Here is an 18,266-nt window from a genome sequence, read left to right on the forward strand (position 1 = left end):
CCGCGCGCGCGCGCGGGCGCGGGCGCGCGCCCCCCCCCCCGCGGGCGCGCGCCCGCGCCCCCCGCGGGGGGGTGGGCGGGGGGCCCCCGGCGGTCACCGGCGTGATCAGCAGGTCGATCGTCCCGCCGCAGGTCAGTCCCACGGCGAAGGCGTCCTCGTCGCTGTAGCCGAACCGTTCGACCACGGCGGCGCCGGTGTCCAGTGCCGTACGGCACAGGTCGTACACCGCGCCTTCCACGCAGCCGCCGGAGACCGAGCCGATGACGGTGCCCGCGCGGTCGACGGCGAGCGCGGCGCCCGGGCCGCGCGGGGCGCTGCCGGCGACCGCCAGCACGGTGGCGACGGCGAACTCCCGGCCCTCCGCGATCCACGCGTGCAGTTCCCCGGCGAGGTCAAGCATCCCGTGTCCCGGCGGCGGCCGACAGGACACGGTCCGGCCGGATGGGCAGGCTGCGGTGGCGTACCCCGGTGGCGTGCCAGACCGCGTTGGCGACGGCCGCGGCGGCGCCGACGGTGCCGATCTCGCCGATGCCCTTGATCCCGACCGGGTCGTCCGGGTCCGTCTCCTCGATCCAGTCGGCCTCGATGCGGGGCACGTCGGCGTGGGTCGCCACGTGGTAGCCCGCGAGGTCGGGGCCGACATGGCCGCCCGAGGCGCGGTCCCGGACCGCCTCCTCGTGCAGGGCCATGGAGATGCCCCAGATCATGCCGCCGCGGAACTGGTTGCGTGCGGTGAGCGGGTTGATGATCCGGCCGGCGGAGAAAATGCCGAGCATGCGCCGTACCCGCACCTCGCCGGTGGCGGTGTCCACGGCGACCTCGGCGAACTGGGCCCCGTAGGAGTGGCGTTCGGCCGGGGCGAGGGAGCCGAGGGCCTCGGTGCTGTCCGAGCGCACCGTGATGCCCTCCGGCGGGAGGTCGGCGCCGAGCGCCAGCCGTTCGCGCAGTTCCCCGGCGGCGATCTTGACGGCCCAGGCCCAGGAGCGGGTGCCCATGGAGCCGCCGGCGAGCATCGCCGGGCCGAAGTCGCTGTCCCCGATGTGCACCCGGACCCGCTCCGGGGCCACCTCGAGCGCATCGGCGGCGACCTGGGTGAGCGCGGTACGCGCCCCGGTGCCGAGGTCGGCCGCGGCGATCCGGACGGTGAATGTGCCGTCGGGGTGCGCGGTCGCCGAGGCGGTGGACGGTCCGGCACCCGCCATGAAGGAGGCCGCCGCGGTACCGGTGCCGAGCAGCCAGCGGCCGTCCCGGCGCAGTCCGGGGCGCGGGTCGCGGTCGGCCCAGCCGAACCTGCGGGCGCCCTCCTGGAAGCAGGCGGCCAGGTTGCGGCCGGCGAACGGCAGGCCGGACACCGGGCCGACCTCGGGTTCGTTGCGCAGTCGCAGCTCGATCGGGTCGATCCCGCACCGCTCGGCCAGTTCGTCGAGCGCCGCCTCCAGCGCGAAGGACCCGGGTGCCTCGCCCGGGGCGCGCATGAACGTCGGGCTCGGCACGTCGAGCCGTACGACGCGGTGGGCGGTGTAGTGGGCGTCGGCGTCGTACATCACCCGGGCCACCCCGGCGCTCGGTTCCACGAACTCGTACACGGTGGAGGTGACGTTGACGGCCTGGTGCTCCAGGGCGCGCAGGCGTCCGTCCGGGTCGGCGCCGAGCCGGACGCGCTGGACGGTCGGGCTGCGGTAGCCGGTCAGCGAGAACATCTGACGCCGGGACAGCACCACCCGCACCGGCCGCTGGAGGACGGTCGCGGCCATGACGGCGGCCACCTGGTGGGCGCGGGCGCCCTTGCTGCCGAAGCCGCCGCCGACGTGTTCCGAGCGCACCCGGACCGCGGCCGGGTCGAGCGAGAACAGGTTCACCAGTTCCACCGAGACCCAGGTGACGCCCTGGTTGGAGTCGATCACCTCCAGCCGTCCGTCGTCCCAGCGGGCGGTGGCCGCGTGGGGTTCCATCATGGCGTGGTGCTCTTCGGGGGTGGTGTACTCGGCGTCGACGACGACGGCGGACGCGGCCAGCTGGGCCTCGATGTCGCCCTTCTCCGTCACCGCCGGCATATGGCCGTCCGCCAGGTAGGCGTCCGGGCGCGTGGCCGCGAAGTCGACGTCGTGGGGCTCCTGTTCGTAGTGCACCACGAGCGACTCGGCGGCCTCCCGGGCCTGCTCGGAGGTCTCGGCGACGACGAGGGCCACCGGCCAGCCCAGGTGGGGCACCCGGTCGTGCTGGAAGACGGCGCAGGTCGGGTCCGGGCTCCCCAGCATGCCGGCGTACTCGGTGTTGAGGCGCAGGGCGTTGCGGTGGTCCAGGACGGCGATGACGCCCGGCATGGCGAGGACGGGCTCGGTGTCGATGGCGCGGATGCGGCCGCGGGCGACGGTGGACAGCACCAGCCAGCCGTGGGCGAGGTCGGCGAAGGGCACCTCGCCCGCGTACCGGGCCGCTCCGGTGACCTTGTCGCGCCCCTCGACGCGGGTGCGGGCGGTGCCGACGGCGGGCGCCGGTGCGGACGTCCGTGCGGGGGCGGTGGTCATCGTGCGGCCTCCTCGGCGAGTTCGGACAGGACGGCGACCACGAGGTTGCGCACGAGGTCCACCTTGTATCCGTTGTGCGGCAGCGGCCGGGCCGCCGCCAGCTCGGCGTCCGCGGCGGCGGCGTAGGTCTCGGGGCCGGCCGGCGCACCGATCAGGGCCCGCTCCGCCGCGACGGCCCGCCAGGGACGGGAGGCGACGGCGCCGAAGGCCAGGCGCGCGTCCTGTACGACGCCGTCACGGACGTCGAGCGCGGCGGCGACGGAGCCGATGGCGAAGGCGTAGGAGGCGCGCTCGCGCACCTTGCGGTACCGGGAGCGGGCGGCGACCGGCGCGGGCGGCAGGGTGACCCCGGTGATCAGCGCGCCGGGCGGCAGCGCGGTCTCGCGGTGCGGGGTGTCCCCGACGGGCAGGTAGAAGTCGGCGAGCGGCAACTCCCCCGGCCCGTCGGCCGTTTCGTACCGTACGACGGCGTCGAAGGCGGCCAGGGGCACCGCCATGTCCGAGGGGTGTACGGCCACGCAGTGCGCGGAGGCGCCCAGCACGGCGTGGTTGTGGTGTTCACCCTCGACGGCGGGGCAACCGCTGCCGGGCACCCGCTTGTTGCAGGGCCGGGTGACGTCGGTGAAGTAGCCGCAGCGGGTGCGCTGGAGCAGGTTTCCGCCGACCGTGGCCATGTTGCGCAGCTGGCCGGAGGCGCCGGCCAGCAGGGCCTGGGCGAGCGCCGGGTAGCGGCGCCGCACCTCCGGGTGGGCGGCGAGGTCGCCGTTGGTGACGGTGGCGCCGATCCGCAGTCCGCCCTCGGGCGTGGACTCGACCCGGTCCAGCGGCAGTTCGCGGATGTCGACGAGCCGGGCGGGGCGCTCGACACCGGCCTTCATCAGGTCGACGAGGTTGGTTCCGCCGCCGAGGAAGCGGGTGTCCGGGTCGGCGCCGAGCAGGGCGACGGCGCCGGCGACATCGGACGCCCGCTGATACTCGAACTCCCTCATGCGGTCTCCTTCGCGTCCGCCGCGGGGTGCGCGCGGCCCTTGTCCGTGCGGGCCGCGGCCGCGCGGGCCACCGCCTCGACGATGGAGACATAGGCGCCGCAGCGGCACAGGTTGCCGCTCATCCGCTCCCGGATCTCCTCCTCGGTCAGCTCCGGCGGCCCGGCCTCGGGGCGGATGTCCGCGGTGACGGCGCTCGGCCAGCCCGCCGCGTGCTCCTCGATGACGCCGATCGCCGAACAGATCTGTCCGGGGGTGCAGTAGCCGCACTGGAAGCCGTCGAGATCGAGGAAGGCCTGCTGGACCGGGTGCAGCTGCTCGCCGTCCGCCAGGCCCTCGACGGTGGTGATCTCGCGGCCCTCGGCCGCCACGGCGAACTGCAGACAGGCGACCGTCCGGCGCCCGTCCAGCAGGACCGTGCAGGCGCCGCACTGCCCCTGGTCGCAGCCCTTCTTGGTGCCGGTGAGCTCGAGGCGCTCGCGCAGCGCGTCGAGCAGGGTGGTGCGGTGGTCGACGGGCAGTGTGTGCTTCTCGCCGTTGATCTTCAAGGTGATGACACTGGACGTCGATGAGTCCATGGGCTGCTTCTTTCGCGGTTCCAGAACTGACGGGACTGGGCTGACCGTGGGATCGGACTGTCGGTGGACTGTCGTGCGAAGCGAAGGCGCGGCCGCGTGACGCCGTGGGCCTGGACGGTGACGCACCGGCGTCTGTCGTCCTCCCCTGTCCGCGGCTATGGTGGAGTCAACCGGACAGCTGTCCGGTCACTTGGAAAAGTAACGGACAGATGTCCGTTTAGCAAGGCCGGGGTTTGGAAGAATCCCATGAGGAGGACGGGTGCCGCAGCAGAAGGACTCGGGCCGGCGCTCGGACGCACAGCGCAACCGCGAGCGCATCCTGGAGGTGGCGCTCGTCGAACTCTCGCGCTGCGCGGACGCCCCGCTGAGCGCGATCGCCCGGAAGGCGGGCGTCGGGCAGGGCACGTTCTACCGCAACTTCCCCAACCGCGAGTCCCTCGTCCTCGAGATCTACCGCCATGAGATGCGGCAGGTCGCGGAGAGCGCGGAGCACCTGCTCGCCACCCGGGCGCCCGAGGAGGCGCTGCGGGCCTGGATGGACCGGCTCGCCGAGTTCGCCCTGGCCAAGGCGGGCCTCGCCGACGCACTACGCCAGGTCACCAGCACCCCGGGCGGCCCGGTGAAGCCCCCGCCGACCCCGGTGGCCGCCGCGGCGGAACTCCTGCTCCGCGCCAACGAGGAGGCCGGCACCATCCGGCCCGGCGTCACCGCGGACGACTTCCTCCTCGCCATCGCGGGCCTGTGGCAGCTCGGCCCGCACGACGACTGGCGACCCCGCGCCACCCGCCTCCTCGACCTGGTCATGGACGGACTGCGGACGGGCACGCGGGGCGGGTGAGCGCCGGTGCCGGCCGGTCCGGCGGCCGGTCTCACCGGACGAACGGCTCCCGGGGCACCAGGCGGCACAGTGCCTCGTCGAAGCCGTCGAAGCCGTTGGGTTCGTCGGCGAGGTCGCCCAGCGCCGAGAAGAGGGAACCGAACGCGTGCCACAGCGCCGCGTACCGGTCGCAGACCGGGGCCAGGGTGCCCATGGGCAGCGCCTGGCGTCCGGAGGCGTCATCGGCCTCCAGCTCCTGGAGGAACGCGGTGCTGCGGTTGATCGGTGACCGGTGGTTGTCCGCGGTGACCAGGCTGTGGAGCAGCCCGAGTTCCGTGTCGAGGTGCTCGGGCAGGCCCCACACATGCTTCCGGACCCGCTCGGGATCCGTCCCCTCCACCCCGGCCCGTTCGGTCGCACCGGCGATGACCTCGTCGAACTCGGGGACGGTGGTGACGAGTTCGGTACGCCCTCTCAGCTCCTCGTCGGCCGCCCGCAGCACGTCTCGTACGAGTCTGGTCCGGGACGGCCAGCTGCGTGCCTGGCTCGCCGAGACCACGTCCACGCTCCGCCACACCCGGCACTCGCCCACGAACCACTCCTCCACCGTGTGCACGTCCGTCAGCGCACGCGCGGCCCGGTGGTGCCAGACGCGTTCCATCACCGCAGCCAGTTCCTTCAGCAGGTCGCGGTCGTACGCCGTCATCTCGACGTCGGTCGGTGCGGCGGGAACCGTCCCCGGGGGCGCCGGCACGCCGTCGTCGGCGGGAATGTCGAGCCACTGGTGCGGGAACACCTCCCGCCCGAAGCGCACGAAGTCCGGCGTTCTGCGCAGCGCATCCAGATCCGGGTCGTCGAAGAGCAGCCACGAGCGCCGGATCCTCGCATACCCGCTCTCCGCCCTGCGGGCCGCTTCCTTCAGCTCATGGCACGCGGCGTCCACCAGGGCCGATCCGAGCGCCTCGTCCTCGGCGTCGCGCAGAGCGACCGCGTAGGCGCAAGCGGCGTTGTAGCAGCCCTCCCACTCCCGGAACCCGTGGCCCTTGGCCCGGCGGACGGCCCTTCTCAGCTGCCCGAAGTCCGGCGACGCGACCACGGTCCAGTGCTTCATCCGTACGGCCGCCCGCAGCACACCACGGCGCCAACGCAGCGCCGACCGTTCCGGCAGCATGTCGACGAGGGGCTGCGCGCCGTGGACCACCGCCCACACCCGAGCCAGTCGCAGCGGCCCCCACACATCCCGGTTCACCTTCATGGCCGACCTGGTGAGGGAGGTGTCGTCCTGCCGGAACCGGCGCAGCACGTGCACGAGCGGATAGTCCTCGGCCAGCCGGCACAGCTCCACGGCCGAGGCACGCTGGAGGACGAAGGCCACCAGCTGTTCCCCGTGCGGGCCGACCGATCGGGTCTGCTCCAGCAGCCCCTGGAGCCATGGCCTGGCCCCGGCGACACCCGGCGGCAGCAGGTCCTCGGCCAGCACCGCGTACCGGCGCGCGAAGGCGGGCGCCAGCGACTGGCGTATCCGTTGCCTGATCAGGGCCCGGGCGTGCGGCAGCGGGTCGGTCTTGCACCACTGCCGGGCGGTCTGCTCGGCGGTGCCGAGGACGACGGCGAACCGGTAGCGCGCTTGCAGGGCGCCGGGCTGTCCCCACAGGAAGTACAGGTGGGCGAACCGCCGCGGGTGCCATGGCCAGGTCCAGAGCCGGCGGGCATCGCGCTCGCTGCCCTGCCCTCCGATGGCGATGGCTCCGTAGTACGTCTCCAAGGCGTCCAGATACAGGCCCAGTTTCTCCTGGGTGGCTCCGATCTGGTTGCGCAGATGCACATTGGACGGGTCGTACTGGACCGCCTTGTAGTACTGGTCGAGCGCTCCGTCGAAGTCCCGCCGGCGGCTGAGGCGCCGCGCCTCCTGGTAGGCCGCGAACAGCTGGTACGGCAGATCCCGTCCCCGCCAGTCACGCCAGGGGGCCCGGCGGCAGCCCCGGGTGACGGGCAGCAGGGCGGCGACCACCCAGTACGCGGCGGTCCGGGTGACCTCGTCCCAGCTCTCGCCCCAGAGCGTCTCGGCCTTGCTCCCCCTCCAGGCGTAGGAGGTCAGGGTGACGGTGACGCCGCACCCCGGGTTCTTGTCGCGCGTGGTGAGCACTCCGCTCACCCGGTACGCGATCCGCGGACGGATGTGGCTGAACAGCCGGAACAGGCTCGTCGGCAGGTTGGCCGGGTCGAGGTTGACATCACCGAGCAGGTCGAGGAAGTTCTCGGCGGGGGTCTCGGCGGGCAGGTTGGTCGGCGCGTACAGCTCCGTCTCCGACAACTCCTTCCGGAACCGGACCGTCAGAGCCGTCACCGGCGGCACGGGGCTGCCCTGCGGGAGGTCCGCGGAGAACGCCTGGACATCGACCGGTCCGGGCTTGTAGGCGGAGTGGGCGAGCATCGCCCGCCGCAGCGCCCACAGCCCCACGAGCAGCAGTGTCAGCCAGCCGCACCGGATTCCCCAGGTGGCCGCGTCGTTGCCGCCCGCGATCACGATGCCCGTGCCCCCGAGGACATGGGACAGCACGGTCTTGGGCTCCCAGACCGGCTTCCCTCCCCCGATCCGGTACAGGGCGGCCAGGGCCAGAAGCCCCAGAACCACCGCGGCCGCGACCCATCGAGCCCGGTGCACATACGGAAGCGAGGACCGGTCCGCCCTGTTGCGCCTGCTGTGTCGGGGGAACATACTGCCGCCTCGGTCCCACGAGAATCACCGACCCCTCCAGCCTCTCACCCCCCTCCGCCCACGCAAGGCGACCGCCGGACCCCTGGGAGCCGGCCGCCCTGGTGGCGGCGCCGGCCCGATACCGCGGCCCGCGCTCGGCGTCGCCCTCGTCCGGCCCGCGCGTCCCGTCCGGCCGGCCCGCGAGCAGGGCCGGACGTCCCCTGCCCTGGGCGCGCAGGGCGCGCTGTGATGGAAAGGACCGGCCTGAGCGAGGGCCGGCCGCCCGAGCGAGGTACGGCATGGACGACCATCCCACCCGCACCGCACGACTTCGCCGCCTGAGCGCAGCGGTCGGGGTGCCCCGGCTCGAACCCGTCCTGCTGGCCGTGACCACGGCGGCGCTGGCCGCCGGCGGCCTCGCCTGGCTCACCGGTGCGGGGGGCCTCGCCGACCTGCTCTGGGGGCTGGGCACGCTGTCCGCCGTGGTCCCCGCGGCGGGATGGGTGCTGGCCGCCCTGCGGCAGGGGCATGCCGGCGTGGACCTCATCGCCGTACTCGCGCTCGTCGGCACCCTGGCCGTCCATGAGTACCTGGCCGGTGCGCTGATCGCGCTGATGCTCGCCACCGGCCGCACCCTGGAGTCGGCCGCGCAGCGGCGGGCCTCGCACGATCTGCGCGCGTTGCTGGAGCACGCGCCCCGCACGGCGCGCCGCCGCACGGCGGCAGGCGTCGCAACGGTGCCCCTGGCGGAGATCGCCGCCGGTGATCTGCTCGTCGTCGGTCCCGGGGAGGTGGTCCCGGTCGACGGCCGGGTGGCGAGTGCCGCCGCCGTCCTCGACGAGTCGGTGCTGACCGGAGAGTCCGTCCAGGTCGAGCGGCCCCTGGACGAGCGGGTGCGCAGTGGTGTGGTCAACGCCGGTGCCGCCTTCGAACTGCGGGCCACCACCACCGAGGAGGACAGCACCTACGCCGGCATCGTACGGCTGGCCCGGCAGGCCGGAGCCGAGTCGGCGCCGGTGGTACGGCTGGCCGACCGGTACGCGGCCTGGTTCCTGCCCCTGTCCCTCGCCGTCGCCGCGCTCGCCTGGCTGGTCAGCGGCTCCGCCGTGCGCGCGGTCGCCGTCCTGGTGGTCGCGACCCCCTGCCCGCTGCTGCTGGCCGCCCCGGTCGCGATCGTCTCCGGCCTGTCCCGCGCCTCCCGCCTCGGCGTCGTCATCCGGGACGGCGGGGCCCTGGAGCGGCTCGGCCGCGCCCGCACCCTTCTCCTCGACAAGACCGGCACCCTCACCCGCGGACGTCCGCGGGTGCTCGACGTGACCGCCGCGCCCGGCTTCACCGCCGCCGAGGTGCTGCGCCTGGCGGCCTCGCTCGACCAGTACTCGCCCCATGTCCTCGCCCAGGCCATCGTCGACACAGCCCGCAGCCGCGGACTCACGCTGACGGTGCCGTCCGACGTCACGGAGGAGCCGGGCCGGGGTGCCACCGGCACCGTGGCCGGGCAGCGGATCTTCGTCGGCCGCGTCGACCCCGACGCCGACCGGCCGCCCTGGGCCAGGGCGGCCGAGAACCGGGCCCTGCTGGACGGCGCGGCCGTCGCCTGGCTCACCGTCGACGACCGGCCGGCCGGGGCGCTGCTGCTGCGCGACCCGCCGCGGTCCGACGCCCCGCGCACCCTGCGCCATCTGCGCGCGGCCGGTTTCGACCGGCTGCTGATGCTCACCGGCGACCGCTCCGCACCCGCCCGTGAGGTCGCCGCGGTCCTCGGTCTGGACGGCGTGCACGCCGAGCTGGGCCCGGCCGACAAGGTCGCCGCCGTACGGGCCGAGCGCGAGCGGGCGGTCACCGTGATGGTCGGCGACGGCGTCAACGACGCCCCTGCGCTCGCCGCCGCCGACGTCGGCGTCGCCATGGGCGCCAGAGGCTCCACCGCCTCCTCCGAGGCCGCCGACATCGTGCTCACCACGGACCGCGTCGACCGGCTCGCCGACGCCGTCGCGATCGCCCAGCGCGCCCGGCGCATCGCCGTGCAGAGTGCGCTCGGGGGCATGCTGATGTCGCTGGCCGCGATGGGCGTGGCCGCCGTGGGGCTGCTTCCGCCCGCGGCCGGTGCCCTGCTCCAGGAGGGCATCGACGTCGCGGTGATCCTCAACGCCCTGCGCGCCCTGCGGCTCGGCCCGGCCGCGCGTCCCGCCCTGTCCCCCGAGGCCGAGGCACTCGTCCACCGCTTCGCCGCCGAGCACGACGACCTCCAGGACGTCCTGGAGGCCGTACGGGATGCGGCCGACCGCCTGTCCGACGCGCCCGGCGACCAGGCCCTGGCGGCGGTCGAGGAGACGTACCGGCTGCTCACCGAGCGGCTGCTGCCCCATGAGCACGCCGAGGAGAACGAGCTGTACCCGGCCCTGGCGCCGGCGCTGGGCGGCCCCGAGGCGACCGCCACGATGAGCCGCGCCCACACCGAGATCGAACGCCTCTCCCGGCGCATCGCCACCCATCTCCAACTGGCCCGCTCCGCCGGCGGCCTGTCCCCGGGGCAGCTCGACGATCTGCGCTCCTGCCTCTACGGCCTGAACACCGTGCTGCGGCTGCACTTCACGCAGGAGGAAGAGAACTACTTCTCCCTCGCTCCGTGACAGCGGCCCGGCCCGGACGGCGCCGATGATGTCCCTGGGTGTCGAAGCGCATCGACGCTGATCGAATGTCTCTCAGACCTTCAATGAGGGGCCGCATCTCAGGCAGATGGAAAGTTTCGCCGCTGCACGAGTCTTGTTTCGCGCGAAACTTCCCCACTATCTTCGCCTGCCAGGTGAAGCGCTTCGACACTTCTGTGGGAAGGGGCCCCTCCATGCCGCACGAGTGGAACCGCAGAAGCCTGATCCGCGCAGCAGCCTCGGTCGCGGGAGCCGCCACGCTGAGCCCCCTGCTGTCCGCCTGCGGGGGTGGCGGCGCGCAGCGCAGCGGCACCAACACCAAGGCGGGCCTGAAAGCGGCGCTGCCCGCGTATGTGCCGCGTACGCCCGTGAAGCCGGACATCGCCTCGGTGGCGGGCAGCGACGGCGCGGTGACCGACCCCGCGTTCCTGCACTACCCGTCCGCGCAGGTGGCCACGGTCTCCGGCACCCCGGGCAAGGGCGGCAGCTACAGCGCCGTCACCCCGCTGTGGGGCACCGTGCCGACGCCAGGCAACTCCTTCTACCGGGCGATGAACAAGGCGCTCGGCGTGCAGCTGACCGTGCGGCCCGCGGACGGCAACCACTACGACACGATCGTCCCGACGATGACGGCGGCACAGCGGTTGCCCGACTGGATCCAGCTGCCGTCCTGGTGGAACAACAACTTCAACGTCGGTGAGCCGGCCGGGACGCAGCTCGCGGACCTCACGCCCTACCTGTCCGGCGACAGGATCAGGAAGTACCCCCATCTCGCCGCGCTGCCGACCAGCGCCTGGCAGGCCGGGGCCTGGGGCGACAAGCTGTTCGGCATACCCTGCTCGTCCAGCAGGTTCGTGGTCCCCGGCACGGTGTTCTACCGGCAGGACATCCTGGCGCCGAAGGGCATCACGGCCGACCAGGTCACCTCCGCGGACGATCTGATGCGTCTGGGCAAGGAGCTGACCGACGCCAGGCGCGGTGTGTGGGCCTTCGACGACCTGTGGACCTACCTCTTCCCCTTCTGGGACGTGCCCCCGCAGTGGAAGATCGAGGACGGCAAGCTCGTCCACGCCCTCGAACTGCCCCAGTTCCCGGAAGCCCTGGACCGGCACTACCGGGTGGCCGTCGCCGGCTGTGTGCACCCCGACGCCGTCGCCGGCAACACCGCCGGCGGTGCCACCCGTTTCTACTCGGGCAAGGTGCTCTTCTCGGGCGGCGGAACGGGCGCGTGGTCGGTGGCCGACTTCGAGTCCGGCCGGGCCGCGGACAGCAACTACCGGCGGGGCGCGCTCAACATCTTCGCCGCCGACGGAAAGAGCACCCCGCGCACCTTCATGGGCGCCTCCACCAGCATCTACAGCTATCTCAACGCGCGGCTGAAGCCGCAGCAGATCGAGGAGCTGCCGGCCGTCGCCGACTACCCGGCCGCGCCGTACGGCTCCCGCGAGTACACGATGGTCGACTTCGGGGTCGAGGGCGTCCACTACACGATGAGGAACGGGGTGCCGACATCGTCACCAAGGACTACGCCGCGTGGCAGGCGGCCAACGTCAAGCGCCTGTACAAGCCGGTGTTCCGGAACATGAACATCAGCATGCCGCAGCAGATCGCCCAGGCCAGCGCCGCGCAGTCCGTCCAGGACGTCATCAAGGACTGCTACCACGGCAAGAAGAAGGTGAAGGACGTCCAGAGCGCCATCGCGAGCTGGAAGGCCGGCAGCGGGGAACGGCTCGGCGAGGACGGGTTGTACCGGAAATGACCAACGCATCCACGCTCGGCCGCACCCGCGGAAGGGCCGGCACGGCACAGGCCGCCGCCCGGAGCACGGCACGCGCGGGGCGCTCCCCCCTGGGAGGAACCGCCGACCCCGGTGGGGCAGGCCGCCAAGGGAGTCACCCTCGGCGTGGTCGTGGCCCTCGTCCTCGTCCCGCTGTGGATCATCGTCCTGACCAGTCTGTCCAGCTCGGGCGCCATCAACCGGGCCGGCGGCCTGGTGATCTGGCCGGACGGGCTGAGCACCCAGGCCTACCGGGAGATCGGCGACCCGACCGTGCGCACCGCCCTGCTGGTCAGTCTCGGCATCACCGCCGTCGGCACGGCCGTCTCGCCGGTGGTCTCCGTGCTGTGCGCCTACGGTCTGTCCCGCCCCCGCTCCTTCGGCCACCGCTGGCTGCTCGTCCTGCTCATCATCACGATGTTCGTCAACGGCGGCCTGATCCCGACCTTCCTCGTCGTCTCCGGCCTCGGCGGCTACGGCCGGTGGTGGGCGCTGATCCTGCCCGGAGCGGTCTCGGTCTTCAACATCCTCGTGCTGCGCTCCTTCTACGCCGGGACCTCCGCCGAGCTGATCGACGCGGCGCGCACGGACGGCGCCGGCGAGTGGCGCATCCTGTGGTCGATCGTCCTGCCGACCTCCCGCGCCGTGACCGCCGTGATCGCCCTCTTCTACGGCGTCGGCTACTGGAACTCCTTCTCAGACCGCTCCGCTGTCCCTCCAGATGGCGGTGGTGGTGCTGACCCTCGTACCGCTGCTGATCGTCTACCCCTTCGTCCAGAAGCACTTCAGGACCGGAGTGCTCACCGGCGCCGTCAAGGGCTAGCCACTACTCACCCGAGGAACTGCCATGACGACACACGGCATCACCGACCGCCTGGGCGGGCTCGCCTTCGGCGGGGACTACAACCCCGAGCAGTGGGACGAGGCGGTGTGGCGGGAGGACGACGAGCTGATGCGCCGGGCCCGGGTCAACCTGGCCACGGTGGGCGTCTTCTCCTGGGCCCTGCTCGAACCCGAGGAGGGCCGCTACGACTTCGACCGGCTCGACGCCCATATCGAGCGCCTGCACGCGAACGGCGTCGCCGTCGACCTCGCCACCCCGACCGCCTCCCCGCCGCCCTGGTTCACCCTGGCCCACCCCGACGCACTGCCGGTCACCCCCGACGGCACCCGCCTCACCCACGGCAGCCGCGACACCTACTGCCTCGCCGCGCCCGCCTACCGCAGTGCGGCCCGGCGGATCGCCTCCGCCCTGGCCGAACGCTACGGCGACCACCCCGCCCTGGCGTTGTGGCACGTGCACAACGAGTACGGCACACTCTGCCACTGCGATCACACCGCCGCCGCCTTCCGGGTGTGGCTGCGCGCCCGCCACGGCTCGCTGGACGCCCTCAACGAGGCCTGGGGCACGGCCTTCTGGAGCCAGCGCTACTCCTCCTGGGAGCAGGTGCTGCCGCCGCGTGCGACCCAGTGGCACAAGAACCCCGGCCAGAGCGTGGACTTCCGCCGCTTCTGGTCGGACGAGATCATCGCCGCCTTCCGCGAGCAGCGGGACGCGATCCGCGCGCACAGCGACCGGCCGGTGACGACCAACCTGATGCTGCCCGGCTACCAGAACGTGGACCTGTGGGCCTTCGCCGGTGAACTCGACGTGGTCACGTCCGACCAGTATCCGGGCGCTCCCGGTCTGGACGCCGCCGCCGACGCCGCCTGCCACGCCGACCGCACCCGCTCCCTGGCGGGCGGCGGCCCCTGGCTGCTGATGGAGCAGGGCACCAGTACCGTCTACGACCGCGACCGGACCCTCGCCAAGGAGCCCGGGGAGATCCTGCGCCACACCCTCGGCCATATCGCCCGCGGTTCGGAGGGCGCCCTGTTCTTCCAGTGGCGGCAGTCCCGGGCCGGTGCCGAGACGTGGCACTCCGCGATGGTCCCGCACGCGGGGCCCGACAGCCGGATCTTCCGCGAGGTCACACAGACCGGCGAGGCGGTCGCCCGGCTCGGGGAGCTGGCGGGGTCGACGGTCACCGCCCCGGTGGCCGTCCTGCACGACGCGGACGCCTGGTGGGCGCTGAGCACGGACGGCCTGCCCTCCCCCGGCCTCGACTACCACGCGTCGCTCGCCGCCGCGCACCGGGCGCTGTGGGACGCGGGCATCACGGTCGACTTCGCCCACCCCGAGCACGAGTTGAGCCGCTACCGGCTCGTCGTCGCGCCGGCCCTGTTCCTGATGTCCGACGCGGGCGCCGAGAACCTGCGCCGGTATGTCGAAGGCGGTGGGACGCTGCTCGTCCAGCACGCGAGCGGATACGTCGACGCCCGCGTGCACGCCCGCCTCGGCGGATACCCCGCCGCACCGCTGCGGGAGGCGCTGGGCATCCGGGTCGAGGAGTACCGGCCGCTGCGGGCCGGCGAGCGGATCACCCTCTCCGACGGCTCGCACGGCACGGTCTGGAGCGAGTCCCTGCACACCGAGGGCGCCGAGACCCTCGCCGCCTACACCCACGGCATGCTCACCGGCCGCCCGGCGCTCACCCGGCACCGCCTCGGCACCGGGCAGGGCTGGTATCTCTCCACCCGCCTGGACGACGGCGACTACGGCGCCCTGGTCGGCCGACTGCTGAAGGAGGCCGACGTCCAGCCGGACTACCCGGAGCTGCCGGCCGGTGTCGAGGCCGTCACCCGGCACGCCGCCGACGGCCGCCACTGGCACGTCCTGATCAACCACACCCCCGCCGCCGTCCCGCTGCACGCCCCCGCCCACGACCTGCTCACCGGCACGACGGCCGGTGAACTGCCGCCCGGCGGCTGCGCGGTGCTGCGCGGGCAATGACCCGTCACCGCCCTTCCGGCCGACCACCTGACGAAAGGACCCCCAGGGTGCCAGACCAGCACCGGGCCGCCCACGCGGCCGCCCCCGTCATCCCCGGCTTCCATCCCGACCCCAGCATCTGCCGGGTGGGCGAGGACTACTACCTCGCCTGCTCCAGCTTCGAGTACTTCCCCGGCGTACCCCTGTTCCACAGCCGTGACCTGGTGCACTGGACCCAGATCGGCAACGTACTGGACCGGCCGGAGCAGCTGCGGCTGCCTGCCTCGATGCCGTCCTCGCGCGGCATCTACGCTCCCACCCTGCGCCACCACGACGGCCGCTTCTGGCTGATCGTCACCACCGTCCGGGAGGGCGGCGGCAATCTGGTCGTGACGGCCACCGACCCGGCCGGGCCCTGGTCGGACCCCGTATGGGCACCGGGCGTGCCCGGTATCGATCCCGACCTGGCGTGGGACGAGGACGGCACCTGCTGGTGCACCGTCGCCGGGGTGTCGCAGATCCGGCTCGACCCGTCCACCGGACAGACCTACGGGGAGCCGCGGAAGATCTGGTCCGGCACACCAGACGCCAAGGCACCGGAGGCTCCGCACCTGTACCGGATCGGCGGGTACTGGTACCTCCTCATCGCCGAGGGCGGCACCGAACGCTGCCACGGTGTGTCGGTCGCCCGCGGCCGGACGCCCAACGGCCCGTTCGAGCCCTGCCCGGACAACCCGGTCCTCACCCACCGCGGCACCGACCACCCCGTGCAGAACACCGGGCACGCCGATCTGGTCCAGGGCCCCGACGGCTCCTGGTGGATGGTCCTGCTCGGGGTGCGGCCGCGCGGCGGCACCCCCGGCTGGCACGTGCTCGGCCGGGAGACCTTCCTGGCGCCGGTGACCTGGGAGGACGGCTGGCCGGTCGTCGGCCCGGTGGCCCCGGACCCGGCCACGCTGCCCTGGCCCCTCGTCCCCGGCCCGGCCGAGGCGCCGCGGGAGGACTTCGACCTGGCTGAACCGGGTCCCTCGTGGATCTCCCTGCGGGACCGCCCGGCGGAGCACTGCACCACCAAGGAGCGCCCGGGGTGGCTGACGCTCCGCGCGCGGGGCGGTTCCCTGGACGAGCCCGACGTCGTCTTCCTCGGCCGGCGCCAGCAGCACCCGTCGTGCCGGGCCCGGGTCCTGGTGGACGCGGCGGAGGGCAGCGGCGGTCTCGCCGTCCGGCTCGACGAGCAGCACCACTACGCGATCGAGGTGGCCGGCGCCGAGGTGCGGGTGGTCGCGCGCATCGGCCCGCTGCGCACGGTCGTGGCCGCGCAGCCCGCCCCCACCGGACCGGTGGTTCTCGGCATCACCGTCAGCGATCCGACGCCCCCGGTCGGACCGTGCACCGGGCCGGATGTCGTCACCCTCGGCGTCGAACAGCCCGACGGCACGTTCACCGCACTCGCCTCGCTCGACGGCCGCTATCTGTCGACCGAGGTCGCCGGCGGCTTCACCGGCCGCGTCATCGGCATGTACGCCACCGAGAACACCGTCCACTTCGACTGGTTCGACTACGAGCCGCTCGACGGCTGACCTCCTCCCGGCCGCGCGGCGCACCACGCCCACCGCCCACCGAAAGGCACGACGGATCCGAAAGGGACGACATATGGCAGACATACGGCATCCCGCACGCCACCGCGGCCGCCCACCCGGTCGCCTGGCGGCCCTGCTGCTGGCGCTGGCCGTCCTCCTGGGGCTGGCCGGCGGCACCGCCCTGGCCGCGCCCGGCAGCACCCGGGAACCGGCGGGCGGGGCGGTCAGGGTTCCGGCCTCCGCCAGGGGCGCGGTGGCCGCGATGCAGCCGAGCTGGAACCTGGGCAACACCCTGGACGCGATTCCCGACGAGACGTCCTGGGGCAACCCGCCGGTCACCAAGGCCCTGTTCGACACCATCCGCGCACAGGGCTTCCGCAGCGTCCGCATCCCGGTGACCTGGAGCGGCCACCAGTCCGCCAGCGCGCCCTACACCATCGACGCCACGTTCCTGAGCCGCGTCAGGCAGGTGGTCGACTGGGCGCTCGCGGACGGGCTCTATGTCGTGATCAACGTCCACCACGACTCGTGGCAGTGGATCGCGGACATGCCGGCCCACCACGACACGGTGCTGGCCCGCTTCGACGCCATCTGGTCCCAGGTCGCCACGGCGTTCCGGGACGAGCCGCGCACCCTGCTCTTCGAGAGCATCAACGAGCCGCAGTTCAACAACGCCACGGACGCGCAGAAGACCCAGTTCCTCGACGAACTCAACACGTCCTTCCACACCATCGTCCGCGCCTCGGGCGGCCGGAACGCCGGCCGTCTGCTGGTCCTGCCCACCCTGGGCTGCTCGCCCACCCAGCCCCTGATGGACGACCTGGCCGCCACGATGGGCAGGCTGCACGACAAGAACCTCGTCCCCACCGTGCACTACTACAGCTGGTACCCGTTCAGCGTGAACATCGCGGGCGGCACCCGGTACGACGCGACCGCGCAGAAGGACCTCACCGACGCCTTCGCCCGGATGCACGACACGTTCGTCGCCAAGGGCATCCCGGTCTACCTCGGCGAGTACGGCACGCTCAGCTGGCCCGACTACACCCACCCCGACCCCATCGAGCGGGGTGAGGGGCTGAAGTACTTCGAACAGCTCGGCTACCAGGCGCGCGTCGCCGGGGTCACCACGGCCCTGTGGGACCCCTTCTCCCTGCTGAACCGCTCCACCCTCAAGTGGCGGGACCCGGCCCTGTTCGCCTGGATCAGGTCGAGCTGGACCACCCGCTCGGGAACCGCCTCCTTCGACAAGGTCTTCCTGCCGAAGTCGGGCCCGATCACCGCCCAGACGCTCACCCTCAACCTGAACGGCACCTCGTTCCGGGGCCTGTGGCAGGGCCGCACCCGGCTCGTCCCGGGGCAGGACTACACCGTCTCCGGCGACCGGCTCACCCTCACGGCCGGCGCCCTGACCCGGCTCGCCGGCGACCGGGCCTACGGGGTCGACGCCACGCTCAAGGCCCGGTTCTCCGCGGGGCTTCCCTGGCAGATCGACATCGTCACCTACGACCCTCCGGTGCTGTCGGACGCCACGGGTACGACCGGTTCGTTCGCCCTTCCCACGCAGTACCGGGGTGACCTGCTGGCGACCATGGAGGCCACGTACGCCGACGGCAGCAACGCGGGACAGGCCTCCTGGACGCCGTACCAGGAGTTCAACAGGGCCTTCTCGCCGGACTATCCGAACGGCACGATCATCCTGACCACGGACTTCCTGAACACGCTGCGCGACGGGGAACCGGTGACGCTGAAGTTCCACTTCTGGAGCGGCACCGTCGTCACCTACCACGTCACCAGGTCCGGAACCACGGTCACCGGCTCGGCCTCCTGACCGGCCGCCCG

At 73.1% G+C, this 18,266-nt stretch carries 12 protein-coding genes and 1 pseudogene; 8 read left to right on the forward strand and 5 right to left on the reverse strand.

The window, feature by feature from the left end:
• The 4 genes from ACFVIU_RS07835 to ACFVIU_RS07850 form a co-directional block, all read right to left on the reverse strand.
• On the reverse strand, nucleotides 1-400 hold a 400-nt coding region (locus ACFVIU_RS07835; RefSeq protein ID WP_385841283.1), incomplete at its 3' end, for an XdhC family protein.
• Nucleotides 393-2,528: a xanthine dehydrogenase family protein molybdopterin-binding subunit gene (locus tag ACFVIU_RS07840; protein ID WP_385841285.1), complete on the reverse strand. Its 2,136-nt coding sequence runs from the start codon at nucleotides 2,526-2,528 to the stop codon at nucleotides 393-395. The genes ACFVIU_RS07840 and ACFVIU_RS07835, both read right to left, overlap by 8 nt.
• A complete protein-coding gene (locus ACFVIU_RS07845) occupies nucleotides 2,525-3,517 on the reverse strand; it encodes an FAD binding domain-containing protein (protein WP_385841286.1) in 993 nt (330 codons plus the stop codon). The genes ACFVIU_RS07840 and ACFVIU_RS07845 overlap by 4 nt, the downstream gene beginning before the upstream one ends.
• Nucleotides 3,514-4,092: a (2Fe-2S)-binding protein gene (locus tag ACFVIU_RS07850; protein WP_385841288.1), complete on the reverse strand. Its 579-nt coding sequence runs from the start codon at nucleotides 4,090-4,092 to the stop codon at nucleotides 3,514-3,516. Before ACFVIU_RS07850 ends, ACFVIU_RS07845 begins: the two co-directional genes overlap by 4 nt.
• Before the next feature lie 259 nt (nucleotides 4,093-4,351).
• On the opposite strand from ACFVIU_RS07850, the gene ACFVIU_RS07855 reads away from it, so the two are divergent.
• Nucleotides 4,352-4,930 (forward strand): TetR/AcrR family transcriptional regulator, encoded by a 579-nt coding sequence (locus ACFVIU_RS07855; protein ID WP_385841289.1) that lies wholly within the window; start codon nucleotides 4,352-4,354, stop codon nucleotides 4,928-4,930.
• A 31-nt stretch (nucleotides 4,931-4,961) separates the two neighbouring features.
• Here the strand turns inward: ACFVIU_RS07855 and ACFVIU_RS07860 are convergent, their stop codons facing one another.
• On the reverse strand, nucleotides 4,962-7,544 hold the full coding sequence (locus ACFVIU_RS07860; RefSeq protein WP_385841290.1) for a hypothetical protein: 2,583 nt from the start codon (nucleotides 7,542-7,544) through the stop codon (nucleotides 4,962-4,964).
• Nucleotides 7,545-7,906: 362 nt separating this feature from the next.
• Between ACFVIU_RS07860 and ACFVIU_RS07865 the strand changes: the two genes are divergently transcribed.
• From ACFVIU_RS07865 to ACFVIU_RS07895, 7 genes and pseudogenes are all read left to right on the forward strand, one after another.
• Nucleotides 7,907-10,240 (forward strand): heavy metal translocating P-type ATPase, encoded by a 2,334-nt coding sequence (locus tag ACFVIU_RS07865; protein ID WP_385841291.1) that lies wholly within the window; start codon nucleotides 7,907-7,909, stop codon nucleotides 10,238-10,240.
• A gap of 212 nt (nucleotides 10,241-10,452) precedes the next feature.
• On the forward strand, nucleotides 10,453-11,844 hold the full coding sequence (locus ACFVIU_RS07870; RefSeq protein WP_385841292.1) for an ABC transporter substrate-binding protein: 1,392 nt from the start codon (nucleotides 10,453-10,455) through the stop codon (nucleotides 11,842-11,844).
• Nucleotides 11,841-12,017 (forward strand): hypothetical protein, encoded by a 177-nt coding sequence (locus tag ACFVIU_RS07875; RefSeq protein WP_385841293.1) that lies wholly within the window; start codon nucleotides 11,841-11,843, stop codon nucleotides 12,015-12,017. Before ACFVIU_RS07870 ends, ACFVIU_RS07875 begins: the two co-directional genes overlap by 4 nt.
• 360 nt (nucleotides 12,018-12,377) lie before the next feature.
• Nucleotides 12,378-12,671, forward strand: a pseudogene (locus ACFVIU_RS07880) (ABC transporter permease subunit); the annotation flags it as partial.
• 211 nt (nucleotides 12,672-12,882) lie between these two features.
• Nucleotides 12,883-14,868: a beta-galactosidase gene (locus ACFVIU_RS07885; protein ID WP_385841294.1), complete on the forward strand. Its 1,986-nt coding sequence runs from the start codon at nucleotides 12,883-12,885 to the stop codon at nucleotides 14,866-14,868.
• Nucleotides 14,869-14,915: 47 nt separating this feature from the next.
• Entirely contained in the window at nucleotides 14,916-16,427 is a 1,512-nt protein-coding gene (locus tag ACFVIU_RS07890; RefSeq protein WP_385841295.1) for a glycoside hydrolase family 43 protein, read from the forward strand.
• A gap of 73 nt (nucleotides 16,428-16,500) precedes the next feature.
• Nucleotides 16,501-18,255, forward strand: a complete 1,755-nt coding sequence (locus ACFVIU_RS07895) for a cellulase family glycosylhydrolase (protein WP_385841297.1) — start codon at nucleotides 16,501-16,503, stop codon at nucleotides 18,253-18,255.
• Nucleotides 18,256-18,266 lie beyond the last annotated feature (11 nt).

This window comes from Streptomyces sp. NPDC127190 (genome assembly GCF_042672505.1).
GTDB lineage: Bacteria > Actinomycetota > Actinomycetes > Streptomycetales > Streptomycetaceae > Streptomyces.